The sequence below is a fragment of the Pseudomonas sp. 10C3 genome, from assembly GCF_036346185.1.
Taxonomy (GTDB): Bacteria; Pseudomonadota; Gammaproteobacteria; order Pseudomonadales; family Pseudomonadaceae; genus Aquipseudomonas.
Genome location: NZ_JASJVE010000003.1, coordinates 97,829 through 113,176 on the forward strand (window position 1 = coordinate 97,829; position 15,348 = coordinate 113,176).

Genomic DNA, 15,348 nt, shown 5'->3' on the forward strand with positions numbered 1-15,348 from the left:
ATCTGCTATATACTCGGTTTTTTCGAGGCGCGCGGATGAGTGACTTCATTGCGGCAACTGATCGGGGGTTGCTTGATCGCCATGGCCTGGCTGATTTCGATGCCTTGTGGGACATGCCACGAGACATCGTCGGCGAGCCTGGCACCCTGGGCTCCGGCTGGAGCCGCGTGGATAGCCTGGAGCTGGAAGCGTCCGGCTTTTACCTGAAGCGCCAGAGCAACTACCTGGTCCGAAGCGCGTATCGACCGTTAGGCGAGCCCTCGTTTGCTCGTGAATTTCGCATGATCAACCGCTACCAGTCATTGGGCATTCCCTCGTTGTATGCGGTGTTCTACGGCGAGCGCAAAGTAAAAGGCGAGCGTCGGGCGATTCTGATGACGCGGGCGCTGGACGGTTGGGTCGATCTGGACGCTCTGTTGCAGCAGTGGTCGACGCTCAATCCCCACCAGCATCTGGCGATCCTTCGGTCCTGTGGGCAGTTGGCGCGCACACTGCATTCTGCCGGGCAGGTTCACGGCTGCTTCTGCCCCAGGCATGTCTTCCTGCGTTCGCGATCTGATGCGTATCAGGCGCAGTTAATAGGTCTGGAGAAAACGCGGCCCGCACTGTTCGGTTGGCGTGACCGTATCAGAGACCTTGAGTCGTTGCTGCGCCAAGCGCCGATTTGGAATGAAACCGAGGTGCGTGACTTTTTGGCAACGTACCTGCAAGCGCCAGCCACCAGTACGGTGGTCAATACGTGGTGGCGACGACTGGTCAAACGCCGCAGTCATAAAGAGGTTCTCTGATGCGTTTGTCTGAACTCAAATCCGCTGGGCGTACGCCTGCGCTGCCGATAAACCTGGCACTGTCTGATGCTGCAGGCCCGGCCGAGTTGCAACTGTTGACCTTGCTGCGGGTGTTGCCGGGGCAACGCTATGTCGGCGCCGGTATCTGGCGTGGACGTGTGGTATTGGCAAAGTTGTTGGTCGGACCCAAAGCCGCGCGACATTTTCAGCGCGAGCTGGCGGGCGCTCGACTGCTTGCCGAGCAAGGCATGACCACACCCTTGCTGCTGGCCGATGGCTTGCAAAATGGCGAGGGTGGTTGGTTATTGTTCGAGTATCTGGAGCACGCACATAGCCTCGGTGAAGCCTGGGCTGAAGTTGAAAGCTTACCAGTCTTGGCTCAAGAGCAGCACGCGGTGCTGGGTGATGCGCTTTCAGCCATCGCCCGCCTGCACAGCAAAGGGCTTTGGCAGGAAGACCTGCACCTGGACAACCTACTGCGTCACAACGGTCAGTTGTATTTGATTGACGGTGCCGGGATTTGCGCAGAACAGGCTGGCAAGCCGTTGTCGCGAACACGGGTTCTGGAAAATCTCGGGGTATTTTTCGCCCAGTTGCCCAAGACCCTCGAGCCATTTACTGAAGAATTGCTGGTGCATTACCTGTTGAGCAACGGCGAACATGGTTTGCCAATGGAGGCGCTGCAAAAACAGATCGATAAGGTTCGCGTTTGGCGCCTGAAGGACTTCCTCAGCAAGGTCGGCCGCGATTGCAGTCTGTTCAGCGTCAAAGACAGCGCCTTTGGCCTGCGCGCAATTCGGCGCGAAGAAGAGGTCGCGATGACGCCGGTACTGGCCCAGGCCGACCAGTTGCTTGATCACGGTCATCTTTACAAGACTGGTGGAGCGGCCAGCGTCGGGCGTGTGGATGTGGCGGGTCGATCACTGGTGATCAAACGCTACAACATCAAGAGTTTTGCTCATTGGCTCAAGCGTTTCTGGCGTCCGAGTCGCGCTTGGCACTCCTGGCGTGAAGGCAATCGGCTGGCGTTCCTCGGTATCGCGACGCCCAAACCACTGGCGTTGCTGGAGCAGCGATTCTTCTGGCTGCGGCGCAAGGCTTACCTGGTGACCGAGTTCTTGCCGGGGCCGGACATCATTGAGCGGTTCGCGCCTTATGTAGCGACAGGCAATGCGCCGGAAGTTGAGTTGCAGGCGCTGGATCAGTTGTTCGGCCAGTTGTTGCGCGAACGCATCAGCCATGGCGATCTGAAAGGGCACAACGTGTTCTGGCATCAGGATCGCTGGGCGCTGATCGACCTTGATGCGATGTGCCAGCACACTTCAGCTGCATCCTTCGCCAAGGCGTTCGAGCGAGACCGTGCACGGTTTATGCGTAACTGGCCTGCCGACAGTGTGCTGCGTCAGTCACTGGAACAGCGCTTGCCCAAAATCGCCGAATAAGTGCGTGCCTCTTTTGTTCGCCGGGGCTTGAGCCGCAACGTAGTCTGCGCGGGTCAGGTGTCTGGCGGCCCCTTCTGCCCGCGCTGACAGGTCCATGATCATCCTTGACCGTGTGCTGTGAGCCACCCGACCACACGTAGCCTCATTGCGCTATAATCCCGCCCTTTAGCTGTTCCTCGCGCCTTTTGCGAGAGCACATTTTTCTCAGGCGCCTACCGCCTGCATGCAGACTAAAGAGGCTAGACCCCTGTGGCATTGACGATTCTTGGCCTGTCCGGCGCCCTTAGCCATGATCCTTCCGCAGCCCTGTATATCGACGGCAAGCTAATTGCGGCCGCTGAAGAAGAGCGCTTCGTTCGCGATAAGCACGCAAAGAACCGCATGCCCTACGAGTCGGCGAAGTTCTGTCTGGAGCAAGCGGGTATCAAGCCTTCGGACGTTGACGTGGTGGCGATTCCTTTCGCCCCTATCAGCCTGTTCGGCAAGGCGCGTTGGCACTATGCCAAGCGCTACTGGTACGCACCTGATCGCGCCCTTGATGCGCTGCTGATGGGCAACCGCCGCTACAAACGCTATCGCAACAAAATCGTCTTCTGCCTGGAGCAGTTGGGCTTCGATCCGAAGAAAATCAAGATCGAGCCTGTCGAACACCACTTGGCCCACGCCTCTAGCGCTTACCACTGCTCCGGTTTTCAAGAGAAAACCGCGATCATGGGCATCGATGGCAAGGGTGAGTACGCCACGACGTTCTTCGGCTATGGCGAAAACGGCAAGATCCACAAGATCAAAGAGTTCTTCGACCCGGACTCCCTCGGCGGCCTATACGGCGCGATCACCGAATTCCTCGGCTTCGAAATGCTCGACGGTGAATTCAAGGTCATGGGCATGGCGCCGTATGGCGATGCCAGCAAATACGATTTCTCACGTCTGGCGACGTTCGAAAATGGTGAGTTGGTCATCAACACCGACTACGCCAACGTGATCGGCCTGCGTCGCTATAAAGAGAAGGGCAAAGGTTTCTACTTCTCGCCTAAGCTCATCGAGTGGCTGGGTCCCAAGCGCGAAGGCGACATAGCGGACGAGCCCTACATCCACTACGCCGCAAGTATGCAAGCGCTGTTCGAGAAACTGTCGCTGCAAATGATGGACTTCTACCTGGGCGATATCCTCAAGGAGACCGGCAAGCTGGCCTTCGCAGGCGGTTGTGCACTGAACGTCAAACTGAACCAGAAGATCATCGCACGTCCGGAAGTCAAAGAGCTGTTTGTGCAACCTGCCTCCGGCGATGCCGGGACCGCTGTGGGCGCTGCGGCTTATGTGTCTCACGCGCGCGGGGTACCCGTGGAGAAGATGGAACACGTCTATCTCGGCCCGTCGTACAGCAACGAAGACGTGATCGCCGCTTGCGCTCGCCACCCGAGCAAACCGGTCTGGCGCAAGATCGACAACACTCCACAGCGCATCGCCAAAATCATGGTCGAAGGTAACCCAGTCGCCTGGTTCCAGGGTCGGATGGAATTCGGTCCGCGAGCCTTGGGCGGTCGTTCGATCATTGGTTGCCCGAGCATTGCTGGCGTGGCCAACCGTATCAACGAGCAAATCAAGTTCCGTGAACGCTGGAGGCCTTTCTGCCCGTCGATGCTCGATACCGTTGGCCCACAGATGATCAAGGTCGATCACCCGGCTCCTTTTATGACCTTCACCTTTGAAGTGTCGGACGAGTGGAAGAGCCGTGTGCCGGAAGTGGTCCATGAAGATGGAACCTCCCGCGCACAGGTGCTGGAGCGCAAATACAACCCGCGCTACTACGACATGATGAAGGCGCTGGAAGAACTGACCGGCAACGGCGTGTCGTTGAACACCTCGCTCAACCGTCGTGGCGAACCGATGATCTGCTCGCCGACGGACGCCTTGAATATGTTCTTTGGCTCCGATCTGGAGTACTTGATCATGGAAGATATCCTGGTGCTCAAAGACGGCGTGGATGCTTATGACACTTTCGGCTGAACGCCATGTGCTGCAGTTTTGTCACGGCTATGACGGGCCGTTTCTCGACTGCGCCCGGCAATACGCCAGCCTGTTTGCGGGAACGGGGTATCGGGTGACCACGGTCTTTCTGACAGGCGATGCCGATGCCGATGTCGCTGCCGACTGTGCTTCGGACGAAGTGCTGTTCATGGAGTACAGTTCCAAAGCCATCCGGGGGCTGAAACTGGGGGCGATATGCGACTTGCGCAAAATCGCCCGGTCCCGAAACTTCAGTTTCTGTATTGCCCATCGTTTCAAGCCTATTTACGTCGCGTTGCTGGCCACCACTTTGCCGGTGATCGGCGTACATCATGCGTTTGGTGATTATGCGCGCCGCAGTCGCAAGCTGTTCGCGCACCTGTTGCGCAAACGTTTGAGCCTGCTTGGCGTTTCCGATGCGGTGCGTGATGACATGCGCCAATGCCTGCCGACATGGCCGAACGGGCGTATTCGTACGTTGTACAACCGTGTTGATATCGATGCGCTGCAAGCCAGTCAATTATCCAAAGCCCAGTCGCGTGATGTGCTGGGTCTGCCTGCCGATGGCTGGATTGTCGGTAACGTGGGCCGACTTCATCCCGATAAGGACCAGGCCACTCTACTGCGAGGGTTTGCTACGGCCTTGCCCTCTTTGCCAAAAAACAGCTATTTAGTGATTGTGGGTGTCGGTCGTCTTGAGCAGGCGCTTAAACAACTGGCAGAGGAACTTGGGGTAAGTGATCGAGTTCTGTTTCTGGGGCAGATCCCAGAGGCGCGCCGTTATTTTCGTGCGTTCGATGTCTTTGCTTTGAGTTCTGATCATGAGCCGTTCGGCATGGTACTGCTCGAAGCCATGGCTGCCGGTGTCCCTCTGTTGGCTACGGCGTGTGGCGGGGCCAAGGAAGTGGTCGAGGGCGTGGGTATTTTGTTTGCGCAAGGTAGTGCCGAGCAGTTGGCCCAAGGGCTTGAACACCTTGCCGCGCTTAATGATGAACAGCGTCAGGACTGTGCTCGTTTGATGCTTGAGCGCCTTCGTGAGCGTTTCTCTGACCAGGCGGTACGTGACGCATTCTGGCGTTTGCCACAGGTGACTGACCTGACTGCGGAGGTTTGATGCTCAACCGATTTCAAGGCTGGCGTGAGCGCGGTTGGTCGGCAGTTGATGCGTGTACCTATGCCGCCGCCTGGCAGCAGTTTGGCGGCAGTGTGGCGACTCATCCGTTGGTGGTCGAGCGCTTGGCGCACCTGGCGCAGATTCCGGTTCGGTACCTGGCCTGGGAGCAAAAGGGTGAGTTGAAGGCATCTATTGCGACTTGGGGCCGCGATTTGGCGCTGTCCAAGGATGTGCTTAAGCGTTGTGGCAAGAAAGGCCTGTTCGACCTGGGTAATGCCGAGTTGATTTTGCCTGTGGCGGCGGATGCACAGGTTGCTTTGCGCCACCGTGGCCGTTATTTGTCGTCATTGCATGACGGGCAGATCACCACTCTGCAACCGCAGGCTGAACAGTTGGCGATGGCGCGTACCCCTGAAACGTTATCGAAGAAGTTTCGCTATAACCAGCGACGCGAGTTACGGTTGCTGGAGGAGGCAGGCGGTGTGGTGCGGCCCGTCAGCGAGTTTGGCAGTCGGGAGTTGGCGGCGATTTACTGCGACCTGTTTCAGCGGCGCTGGGGCTTCCCTGCGACGGGTGCCGAGCGCATGGCCGAGGTCGTCGAGCTATTGCGCGAACTGCTGATCGGGTCGGTTATTTTCCTCAATGATGCTCCTATCGCCATTCAACTGGTGTATAGGGTTGAGGCGCCGCAGTGGGTCAGTGTGGAGTACATCAACGGCGGCGTAGACCCCGAGACACGTGAGTTCAGTCCGGGGAGCGTGTTGAGCTTTCTTAATACCCAAAGTGCCTGGGAGCATGCCAGGACCTTGGGGAAGCCCTTGCGCTTTTCGTTTGGTCGAGCGGATCGAGAATATAAAGAGCGTTGGTGCAACCCTGTGCCGGTATTCAAGGTATGAGTCAGGACGTCAGTCGAAAGCAGCAGTTGCTCAAGCGTCATCGGCGGCATAAACGCATTGTTTTATTGGTGGGGCTTGTGCTGTTAGGGGCCCTTGGGGTCCTAGTTGCCTGGTGGTTGCCGCTCCTGCTCGGTGTGCTGGTGTGGATTGCCCATGAGGCTTGGTTCGCCGACCATCTGTTCTATTCGCCCAAGGATGATTATCAGTACACCTTCCCATCGGACAGTCGTGTGCTTGAGGTTCGCCTTGAGGGACAGCACTTGTTGATGGACACGCCGCTGGATCCCGCCGCCGATCAAACGCTGGTGCTGGCGTTGCAGGTCAAGAGTACGTGGCTGGGGCGTTTCTTTGATCCTGTGGTGATGGTGCTCGATGGTGATCAACAGGACCGTCAGACATTTGAGCGCGGGGTCAACGGCTTGCGTTATCTGAACCTCAGTACGGTTGCACAACCCTTGGCGCGTGGTGAGGTGCGCTTGCGAGGCCGTTTCTGTCGCCTGAAGGGGCTGCCGAAGTTGTGGTCTTTTCAGTATCCGGATTACAGACGTCAGCGGGTCATGGTGATTGCTCCCCATGCTGATGATGCCGAGTTGGCAGCGTTTGGTTTGTACAGTCAGGCTGATGAGGCTTGGATCGTGACCCTGACGGCAGGTGAAATTGAAGCGCAGCATTACCAGAAAATGGGACTCGACCCTGTTGAAGCGGCTCGAATCAAGGGCCGCTTGCGGGCTTGGGACAGCATTGCGGTGCCGCGTTGGGCTGGCGTGCCGCAGGAACATTGTGTGCAGCTCGGGTATTTCTGCCTGCAGCTTCCCGCGATGCAAGCGGCACCCGATAAGCCTGTTGGTTCACGCGAAGCAGCGTTGAGTGATACCCGCTTGTTTCGCCAGTTCAACGCGTTTGTGTTGCCCGGCGACACAGATGGTGCTCCGACTTGGAATAACCTGCTGGCGGATTTGCGAGCGCTCCTTATCCGGGCCCGGCCGCAGGTGATTGTGATGCCCCATCCGACACTGGACCCGCACCCTGACCATATTTGTGCCCAGGCTGCGGTTCTGGAAGCGTTAAAAGGGTTGGAGTGGCAGCCGCAGGCATTGCTCGGTTATGCCAACCACCTCCATGACAATGATCGCTGGCCAATGGGGGATTCGGGAGCCGGTATTGCGCTTGCGCCTGCGTTCGATCCAGATCAGGTTTTGCAGCCTTGTGTTTACTCTCTGACACTGGAGCAGCAGCGGGACAAGGCGATGGCGCTGGGAATGATGCATGATCTGCAAACGGCCGTGCCTTTCAAGCGACGACTACGACGTTTGATACAACGGCTATTGGTCGGCAGGGCATCGTCACCCTACGGGGAGAATGAGTTTTTTCGCAAAGCGGTCAGACGTCACGAGTTGTTCTGGTTTCTGCCACGCAAATAATGAAGCAGCCTAGGGCGGAACATGGCCTAAATAAAAACAATGTACAGTGAGTATTTTGTGAGCAAGCCAAATCCGCGGATTCTTTTTATCATTCCTTACTTTGGCCGTTGGCCGTTCTGGATGCCTTTCTTTCTTGAAAGCTGTCGGCATAACGCAGATATCGACTGGCTACTGTTTAGTGATTGCGGTATTCCAGAGAACCTTCCAGATAATGTCAGGGTTGAAATCATTGATTTTAAGAGCTATTGCCAGTTGGTCTCGGATCGTTTGGGTATTCACTTCTCGCCCGTAGCAGCTTATAAATTGTGCGATATCAAACCAGCCTTGGGTTTTATTCATGCCGATCGCCTTGACGGTTACGACTTTTGGGCATTCGGCGATACTGATCTAGTCTACGGTGATCTGCGGCGCTGCTTTGCGCGAGAGCGTTTGGCTCGCTACGACCTGTTTTCGACCCATGAACGGCGTGTGGCCGGGCATTTGTGTTTGATGCGCAACTCAGTGCGCAGCCGTGAACTATTCATGCGGATTAAAAACTGGCGTAAGCGTTTTGCCGATCAACAGCAGCATGCTTTGGATGAAGGTGCATTCAGTCGTATTTTTCTGTGGCGTAAAAATTTCCCGAGGCCGCTGTTCAATCTGGTGGGGAAATTTAATCCGTGGCGGCGACGCAGTGAATTTACAGAAGCATTCAGTACACCGGGCGGCTGCATCAAGTGGCATGATGGCTCTCATGGTTTCCCCTCTCGCTGGCTATGGCACAAGGGGCAGTTGACCAATGAGCAGGATGGGAGTCGACCTTTCCCGTATTTTCATTTTATGTTTTGGAAGCGGCATGAGTGGTCGAGTTTGCCAGCGCCCGACCCTGAAACGGTAAAACACTTGGCGGCGCAGTCGGCTTGGGTTATTGATGCGTCAGGCTTTCAGCGGGGAGCGGTATGAGTCAGCGCTTAAAAGTGCTGCAGTTGCAGCCGGATTACAACGTTAAGGCTTACGATTTCGCTGATTTGGCGGAACAGATTGTCAAAGCTCTGCCCGCAGATCGCTATGACGTGACGGCGGCGTTTATGCGTGGCAAGCCGGACTCTGGAGGCGCGGTGAGTCGCGCTGACCGCTCAGTGTATTTTGAGTTTCCCGAAAAATCGCTCAAGGGCTTGCGCCTGCGCGCTATGTGGCGGCTTTTTTGGTTTTGCCGCAAAGAACAGTTCGATGTGGTGATCTGTAATCGCTTCAAACCGGTCAATATGATGCTCCAGCTTAATCGTTGGCTGAAGATCCCTTTGTGTATCGGCATTTCCCATGGGTTTGGCGAGTACGATCGATTTTATCGCCGGCGCCAAGCTCAGGGCCGGATTGATAAGCACTGGCGGTTTGTCGGCGTCTCCCCGGCAGTCAAGCAGTACCTGATTGACTGCGACTGTGGCTTTACCGATGAGAATACCTACGCCATCACCAATGCTATCGACATTGAGCAAGCTGAAGGCCTGCAGTACGCTCGAGAGCAGGCTCGGCAGTTGCTGGGGCTTGATCCCTCCGTACGGCTGGTTGGCGCATTGGGGAGGCTGGTGCCGGTCAAGGGGCACACGTACCTCTTGCAGGCTTTTGCCGCTCTGAAAGACAAGTACCCGAATGCTCAATTGGCAATCATCGGAGCGGGGCGTGAGGAGTCGCGACTGCGTTGTGAAATTGAACAATTGGGGCTGATCGGCCGCGCTCATTTACTGGGTTTTCGCGAAAATGCACTGCAGTACGTCAGGGCTTTCGATATTTGGACCATGCCCTCCCTGGCTGAGGGCTTGGGGTTGGCGCTGCTTGAAGGCATGAGCGGGCATCTGCCGGTTATTGCTTCCAGTGTTCCAGCCATGCTCCCGCTCATTCACGGTGCCGGTGGGCTTGCCGTAGAGCCGGCTAATGTTCCCGCGCTTAAGGCGGCCCTGGATGAGTACTTGAGCCTCTCGGATGAAGTGCTTCAGGCTAAGGGTGAGCAAGCCTATCGTTATTTGCTGGCTCAGCACGATATCGATGTATTTCGTCAGGAGTATCTGGCGTTGATTGAGACAGGTCTGGGCCTGGCGCAGAAGGGGGTTTTGTGACAGGCGATCAACCACGGGTGACGGTGATTATCGCCTCCTATAACCATGGCCCCTATATCGAACAAAGCATTCTGAGCGTCCTGAACCAGACGTACCCGCATATTGAGTTGCTGGTCATCGATGATGGTTCTAAGGATGACAGTGTCGAGCGTATTCGCCGCCTGCAAACCCGCTATGGTTTTGATTTTAGGGTCCAGCAAAACCAGGGTTTGACCCATACCCTCAATGACGCTATCGCGCGTTCAACCGGCAGCTTGATCGCCCCTTTCGGGTCGGATGACATCATGTTGCCGGAGCGTATTGCGACTCAAGTGGCATACATGCAGGACAAGCCGGAAGTCGGTATTTGCGCGGGCAATATCGAATTGATTGATGCTGAGGGCAACCTGTTTCCCGAGAAGCGTCAGCGCCGGGAGGTACCATTTCGTCGCCTTGATTTCGATGATATGTTCTTGGAGCGAAAGCCCTATCCACCAGCCCCTACGTTATTGATCCGGCGTGAAGCGCTGGAAAAAGTCGGCGGTTTCGACCCTGATATTCGTTTGGAAGACCTGTTGATTGAATTGAAAATCACCCACGCCGGGTATTTTATCGATGGCCTGAGTGTATTGATGGCGCGCTATCGTAAGCACGCTACCAACTCGTATAAAAACCACCGATTCATGATTGATAACATTCTGCGCTCGTATGCGCTATTCAGTGACCATCCGCGTTATGAGGAAGTGCGTTACAAATTCCTCAACTCCATGTTCCTGAAAACATCCAATCGTGACCGCCCACTGGCTCGTGAGCTTTTGGCGCAGTTGCCCTTCAAGGCTTGGACGGGCAAAACCTGGCGCGCACTAGGGCGTTTGTACTTTTCGCGCTTGGAAAAAAACTGAGCGAGTATTCTTACGGGTTGGATTCAGCGGTTTTTGAACAAGCGCATGGCGCGTCCTGAAATCCGAAAGTTACCAAAAACAGAACGTGGCACGGCTCGTTTCAGAGAGCGCTATCCCGGCTATCACATCGGTCGTGGTAGCTGCGGTTTGCCTCAGGTCCACGACTGGCCAGAGGTTGAGTTGCAGAGCGTTTTGAGTAAGCTCTGCAGTTCTGATATGGATGATTTCCTGACGTATACCCGAGAGCGTCGACCGCGCTGCCCCCTCTATTTACGCTGGCCGTGTCGACTCACCCCGCCTTTACTGCAAAAGCCAGCACATGTTTGTGCATGTTATCCACTGCTCGTTTCGGCGCCACTTTACCGTACCCTTGGAGTAGAGCCTGTAATTGCTCTTCAAACAGCCAGCGCCTGTCTTCGGGGTAACGCTGTATATGCCGTAGATTTCGCTGGCGTAGCGACAAATTGAGCGGCGAGGGCAGGATTCGCATGTCGGCCAGGTCGATTAAGCCAAACTCGCCGGTGTCGAGCAGCAGGACATTGCCCAGGTGAACCGAGCGAAAGTAGATGCCTCGGTCATGCAGTTGAGCCAGAAATTTGCCAAAGCGCTCGACCAATGCCTCGCGAACGGCAGGCGCGCCCGTCGACTGCAGAATTTGGCGCAGGGTTTGGCCTGACAGCGGTTGGTAGAGTACGGCACTGCTTCCATCATCCAGTTGATACAACTTGAGGATGTCCGGGCTTGGGATATCCAGGCTGCGCAGGTGCTCACTGTTCGAAGCGAAGCGTTCAGAGTAGGGGGTGAAGTGCCCCGATGTGTACCAGCGCCGAGGGCGGAACAGTTTTAGGAAGTGGCCGTTGCTGAGCCGTAATACTTTGGGTCCCAGCCCATCCTTCTCGACGACATGAGCGCCGTCTGCCAATTGCGTCATAGCGCTGGTGGTTAGAGGCTCGACGTGTATGCCTGGGAGTCGGCCGCTACGCCGGCTGATGTTAAGGGCGGCAATCAGGGCCAGCGGGATAACCAACAGGTACCAGTGTTCTTTAGGGCGACTCAAAATGCCGCCACCTTCTGTCAGCCCTGCACCCATACCGAAAACCAGCCATGTGGAGGCGATGATAAACAATGGGTGCGCCCGTTGCCGCCAAGCGCTCAGCAGTGCCCATGCCTGCATGAACAGCCAGGGTATGAAGCCAATGATGCCGACATAGTAGAGGACGCCAAGTGCAAAACTGTGGGGTTCTTCCAGAAGATAGCCGACCCCGACATCAAGGCTCAGTGACGCGTTTAGACCTTTGCCTATCCAGGGGTGATGGGCAATCTGTTCGAGGGCCAGTTTCCATAATTCGAAACGATAGGACCCTCCCCGAGCGGTAATAATCCCAGAGAACTCAAACACCACAATGGCAGCACAGATGGCCGTGCCGATCAGTACGAATAAGGAGCGGCGATTCCAGCAGACAAAGCAGAGCCACAGTGTTGCAAGGGCCAATGCGACCAGCGGAGTTCGGGAGCCCGTCGCCATCACCGCCGTGAACATTACGATCAATGCGGGGATGCTTAGCCAAAGTACCGCTCGTCGCTTACAGGTCATGCTCAGGCTCAGCCAATAAATGCAGAAAAAGCCAAAGACGTGGGAACTCAGCAGTGGATTGTCGAAAGCGCCGGCTCCGATCATCCGTAGGTCGGGAGAGTAGGCTTTGGCGAACGCATACAAATTGAAGAGTGAGGCAATCAGCGCAACCACGGCGGCCCCAAAAAACAAGGGTTGCAGGTATTCGCTACGGTAGCGCACCAGTAATACGCAGCCGATGAACAGCATGAGCGTGTGCAGTGGCGGCTTTATCAGTCCTCCGATGCTTTCGTCGAGGGGGCTCCAGAATAGGCTGATCAGTGACCAGGCTAAAAAGGCCAGAAAGCTCAAAATGAGAGGCTCGTGTAGCAGGTCACGCAGTTCTCGGGGGCGCAGGCAAATGGCGATCAGCGTTGGAATGCTGAACAGTGCGTAATAAAGCTTGTGATGCTGCGGACGTCCGGGAAGAAAAAACAGGTCGCATAGCAATAGGAAAAAGCCGATGGGAATGATCCACAGGCAAATAAACTCGAAGGCTCGATTGGAGGCATGACGCAGACCGCTGTAGTGCATACGAGAAGCTCGCTCCAGAAGGTGATTAGCTATCATAAGTTGATGGCAATTTGATGTTGTTGCGTGGGCTGAGCAGGCTTGTATTCTAAACCGCTGCCAGTACATCAGAGAAGCTGTGCTAAAGTCAGCCTCCTTTTTCAATTACCGCCGCGTGATATGACCGAATCCAGTCCCTCCGGTAGCCCTTCGAGCATGAAGATCTACTTCCGCTTGCTCGGCTACGTCCGACCCTATGCCGGGATTTTTCTGATTAGCATTGTCGGGTTTGTGATTTTTGCTTCGACGCAGCCAATGCTGGGGTACATCCTAAAGTACTTTGTTGATGGTCTGTCCAACCCGGAAGCCGTGTTGTTCCCCAGTGTTCCTTACCTGCGCGATTTGCAGCTGCTGCAGGCTGTGCCATTGTTGATTGTCCTGATCGCGGCCTGGCAGGGGTTGGGATCCTATCTGGGTAACTACTTTCTGGCAAAGGTATCGCTAGGGCTGGTCCATGACCTGCGAATGGAGTTGTTCAATAACTTGCTGGTCTTGCCGAATCGTTATTTCGACCAGAATAACTCGGGGCATCTGATCTCGCGTATCACCTTTAACGTCACCATGGTCACCGGGGCGGCAACGGATGCGATCAAGGTCGTAATCCGTGAGGGAATGAGCGTTGTCTTCCTGTTTGCCTCGCTGCTTTTTATGAACTGGCGTTTGACGCTGGTGATGATTGCCATTCTTCCAATGATTGCATTCATGGTCGGTACGGCCAGTAAAAAGTTTCGCAAGCAAAGCAAGAAAATACAGGCCGCGATGGGCGACGTCACCCATGTGGCGTCTGAAACTATCCAGGGTTATCGCGTGGTCCGCAGCTTTGGCGGCGAGGCCTACGAGAAACAGCGGTTTCTCAACGCGAGCGAAAGCAATACCAACCGGCAATTACGCATGACTCGCACCGGGGCTATTTACACCCCGATGTTGCAGTTGGTGATTTACACGGCCATGGCGGTCTTGATGTTCCTGGTGCTGTACCTGCGTGGTGATGCTTCTGCGGGCGATATGATTGCCTACATCACCCTGGCGGGTTTTTTACCCAAGCCGATTCGTCAATTGTCTGAGGTCAGTTCAACCATCCAGAAGGGCGTTGCGGGTGCTGAGAGCATTTTCGAACAGTTGGATGTCGAGCCTGAAATGGACGGCGGTACCCTTGAACGCAGTTCGCTGACAGGGCGGTTGGAGGTGCGGAATCTGAGTTTTACCTATCCGGGAACTGATCGTCTGGTCCTGGATAATATTTCCTTTACCGTTGAACCGGGACAGGTCGTGGCGCTGGTAGGGCGTTCTGGCAGCGGGAAGTCGACGCTGGCCAGCTTGATTCCGCGCTTTTATCACCATACGGACGGTCAAATCCTATTGGACGGTATTGAGGTTGAGCATTACCGCTTGCTCAATCTACGTCGGCACATCGCCCAGGTCACCCAACACGTCACGCTGTTCAGCGATACCGTGGCTAACAACATTGCGTATGGCGATTTAGCAGGCGCGCCGCGTGCGGCCATCGAGAAAGCTGCGGAAGATGCCTATGCCAAGGATTTTATCGAGCAGTTGCCTAAAGGCCTGGACACCTTGGTGGGCGAGAACGGTGTCTTGTTGTCGGGTGGGCAGCGTCAGCGTTTGGCGATTGCTCGGGCACTGTTGAAAAATGCTCCGTTGCTGATTCTTGATGAAGCAACATCTGCTTTGGATACCGAGTCTGAACGGCATATTCAGGCCGCACTGGATCAGGCGATGAAGGGACGCACCACGCTGGTCATTGCTCACCGCCTTTCGACCATTGAGAAAGCCGACCTGATTTTGGTCATGGACAAAGGACAGATTGTCGAGCGAGGCACTCACGCCCAGTTGCTGGCCCAGAATGGCTACTATGCCAGGCTGAACTCAATGGGTTTGGATGAGCCGACGACCTCCGGGATAGCCTGACGCTTGACCAGAGGGTGGGCTCCCGCCCTCTGGCGCATTGTCCTGCGATGTAGAGTGAATCATGTGTTTTGTATCGTGAAGCTTGCGATCTTGATCAACTCTACATACGGACAGTGAGTACGCTTGGTATTGTCTCCAGCCACCAGTTGGTCCACGTCGACGAATACGTCTATTGGCAAAAAGCGCTCCTTGCGGCATTGTCGACTAAAGACTGGCGCTGATTCGTAGCACGTAGGCAGGATTTTAGTGAGGCTCTTGGGTATCATTGGACCGTTAGGTGCCTAAGGGCTTCGAGGGTGTCGTGCTGAAACAGCAACAGCTCCCACGGAAGATGGGCGATTTATTTTTAAACCGTAGCGGTGTTTAGGGAGGGGGATGATAGTTGTCGTTGTTGTTGATGGTCTTTTCCATCTTCCCATCATGTCTCCCGCGTAAGCCTTTATCGCCGCCTCGTCATCGACGCATTCTCAGCCGGGGCGCTGATGTTATCGCCATCTTATCTAATCGACTGTTTTGGGGGCGCCGTGTCGGCCAGTATTCGCTCATCAGTTAGCCTGCGGGACGGAGCCTCCCTGCCTCTCTGTCTTGGGCCTGTCTC

The 15,348-nt window shown here is 55.6% G+C and carries 11 protein-coding genes; 10 read left to right on the plus strand and 1 reads right to left on the minus strand.

The features are described from left to right. Nucleotides 1-35: 35 nt before the first annotated feature. The 9 genes from QN399_RS03840 (at nucleotide 36) to QN399_RS03880 (ending at nucleotide 10,642) form a co-directional block, all read left to right on the plus strand. Entirely contained in the window at nucleotides 36-788 is a 753-nt protein-coding gene (locus QN399_RS03840; protein WP_322277938.1) for a lipopolysaccharide kinase InaA family protein, read from the plus strand. Continuing rightward, the gene (locus QN399_RS03845; RefSeq protein ID WP_330200581.1) at nucleotides 788-2,230 is read left to right on the plus strand and encodes a lipopolysaccharide kinase InaA family protein; all 1,443 of its coding nucleotides are present in this window, start codon (nucleotides 788-790) and stop codon (nucleotides 2,228-2,230) included. The genes QN399_RS03840 and QN399_RS03845 overlap by 1 nt, the downstream gene beginning before the upstream one ends. A gap of 249 nt (nucleotides 2,231-2,479) precedes the next feature. Further along, nucleotides 2,480-4,237, plus strand: a complete 1,758-nt coding sequence (locus QN399_RS03850; RefSeq protein WP_322177532.1) for a carbamoyltransferase — start codon at nucleotides 2,480-2,482, stop codon at nucleotides 4,235-4,237. Beyond that, entirely contained in the window at nucleotides 4,221-5,351 is a 1,131-nt protein-coding gene (locus tag QN399_RS03855; protein WP_322278490.1) for a glycosyltransferase, read from the plus strand. The genes QN399_RS03850 and QN399_RS03855 overlap by 17 nt, the downstream gene beginning before the upstream one ends. After that, nucleotides 5,351-6,247: an antimicrobial resistance protein Mig-14 gene (locus QN399_RS03860; RefSeq protein ID WP_322177534.1), complete on the plus strand. Its 897-nt coding sequence runs from the start codon at nucleotides 5,351-5,353 to the stop codon at nucleotides 6,245-6,247. The genes QN399_RS03855 and QN399_RS03860 overlap by 1 nt, the downstream gene beginning before the upstream one ends. Continuing rightward, nucleotides 6,244-7,668 (plus strand): PIG-L family deacetylase, encoded by a 1,425-nt coding sequence (locus tag QN399_RS03865; RefSeq protein WP_330200582.1) that lies wholly within the window; start codon nucleotides 6,244-6,246, stop codon nucleotides 7,666-7,668. Before QN399_RS03860 ends, QN399_RS03865 begins: the two co-directional genes overlap by 4 nt. Before the next feature lie 57 nt (nucleotides 7,669-7,725). Next, nucleotides 7,726-8,610 carry a DUF6625 family protein gene (locus tag QN399_RS03870; protein ID WP_322277942.1) on the plus strand — a complete coding sequence of 295 codons (885 nt, stop codon included), beginning with the start codon at nucleotides 7,726-7,728 and terminating at the stop codon, nucleotides 8,608-8,610. Beyond that, complete coding sequence (locus QN399_RS03875; RefSeq protein ID WP_322277944.1) at nucleotides 8,607-9,761, plus strand: glycosyltransferase; 1,155 nt, start codon at nucleotides 8,607-8,609, stop codon at nucleotides 9,759-9,761. The genes QN399_RS03870 and QN399_RS03875 overlap by 4 nt, the downstream gene beginning before the upstream one ends. Then, complete coding sequence (locus tag QN399_RS03880) at nucleotides 9,758-10,642, plus strand: glycosyltransferase (RefSeq protein WP_322177538.1); 885 nt, start codon at nucleotides 9,758-9,760, stop codon at nucleotides 10,640-10,642. Before QN399_RS03875 ends, QN399_RS03880 begins: the two co-directional genes overlap by 4 nt. Before the next feature lie 289 nt (nucleotides 10,643-10,931). Here the strand turns inward: QN399_RS03880 and QN399_RS03885 are convergent, their stop codons facing one another. After that, nucleotides 10,932-12,788 (minus strand): O-antigen ligase family protein, encoded by a 1,857-nt coding sequence (locus QN399_RS03885; protein ID WP_322177539.1) that lies wholly within the window; start codon nucleotides 12,786-12,788, stop codon nucleotides 10,932-10,934. Nucleotides 12,789-12,944: 156 nt separating this feature from the next. Between QN399_RS03885 and msbA the strand changes: the two genes are divergently transcribed. Next, nucleotides 12,945-14,750, plus strand: a complete 1,806-nt coding sequence (gene msbA / locus QN399_RS03890; protein WP_322277946.1) for a lipid A export permease/ATP-binding protein MsbA — start codon at nucleotides 12,945-12,947, stop codon at nucleotides 14,748-14,750. Nucleotides 14,751-15,348 lie beyond the last annotated feature (598 nt).

Bases quoted from the DNA above. Each gene is read 5' to 3' on its own strand.
- QN399_RS03840 (WP_322277938.1), top strand. From the start codon at position 36: ATGAGTGACTTCATTGCGGCAACTGATCGGGGGTTGCTTGATCGCCAT.
- QN399_RS03845 (WP_330200581.1), top strand. From the start codon at position 788: ATGCGTTTGTCTGAACTCAAATCCGCTGGGCGTACGCCTGCGCTGCCG.
- QN399_RS03855 (WP_322278490.1), top strand. From the start codon at position 4,221: ATGACACTTTCGGCTGAACGCCATGTGCTGCAGTTTTGTCACGGCTAT.
- QN399_RS03860 (WP_322177534.1), top strand. From the start codon at position 5,351: ATGCTCAACCGATTTCAAGGCTGGCGTGAGCGCGGTTGGTCGGCAGTT.
- QN399_RS03865 (WP_330200582.1), top strand. From the start codon at position 6,244: ATGAGTCAGGACGTCAGTCGAAAGCAGCAGTTGCTCAAGCGTCATCGG.
- QN399_RS03875 (WP_322277944.1), top strand. From the start codon at position 8,607: ATGAGTCAGCGCTTAAAAGTGCTGCAGTTGCAGCCGGATTACAACGTT.
- QN399_RS03885 (WP_322177539.1), bottom strand. From the start codon at position 12,788: ATGCACTACAGCGGTCTGCGTCATGCCTCCAATCGAGCCTTCGAGTTT.
- msbA (WP_322277946.1), top strand. From the start codon at position 12,945: ATGACCGAATCCAGTCCCTCCGGTAGCCCTTCGAGCATGAAGATCTAC.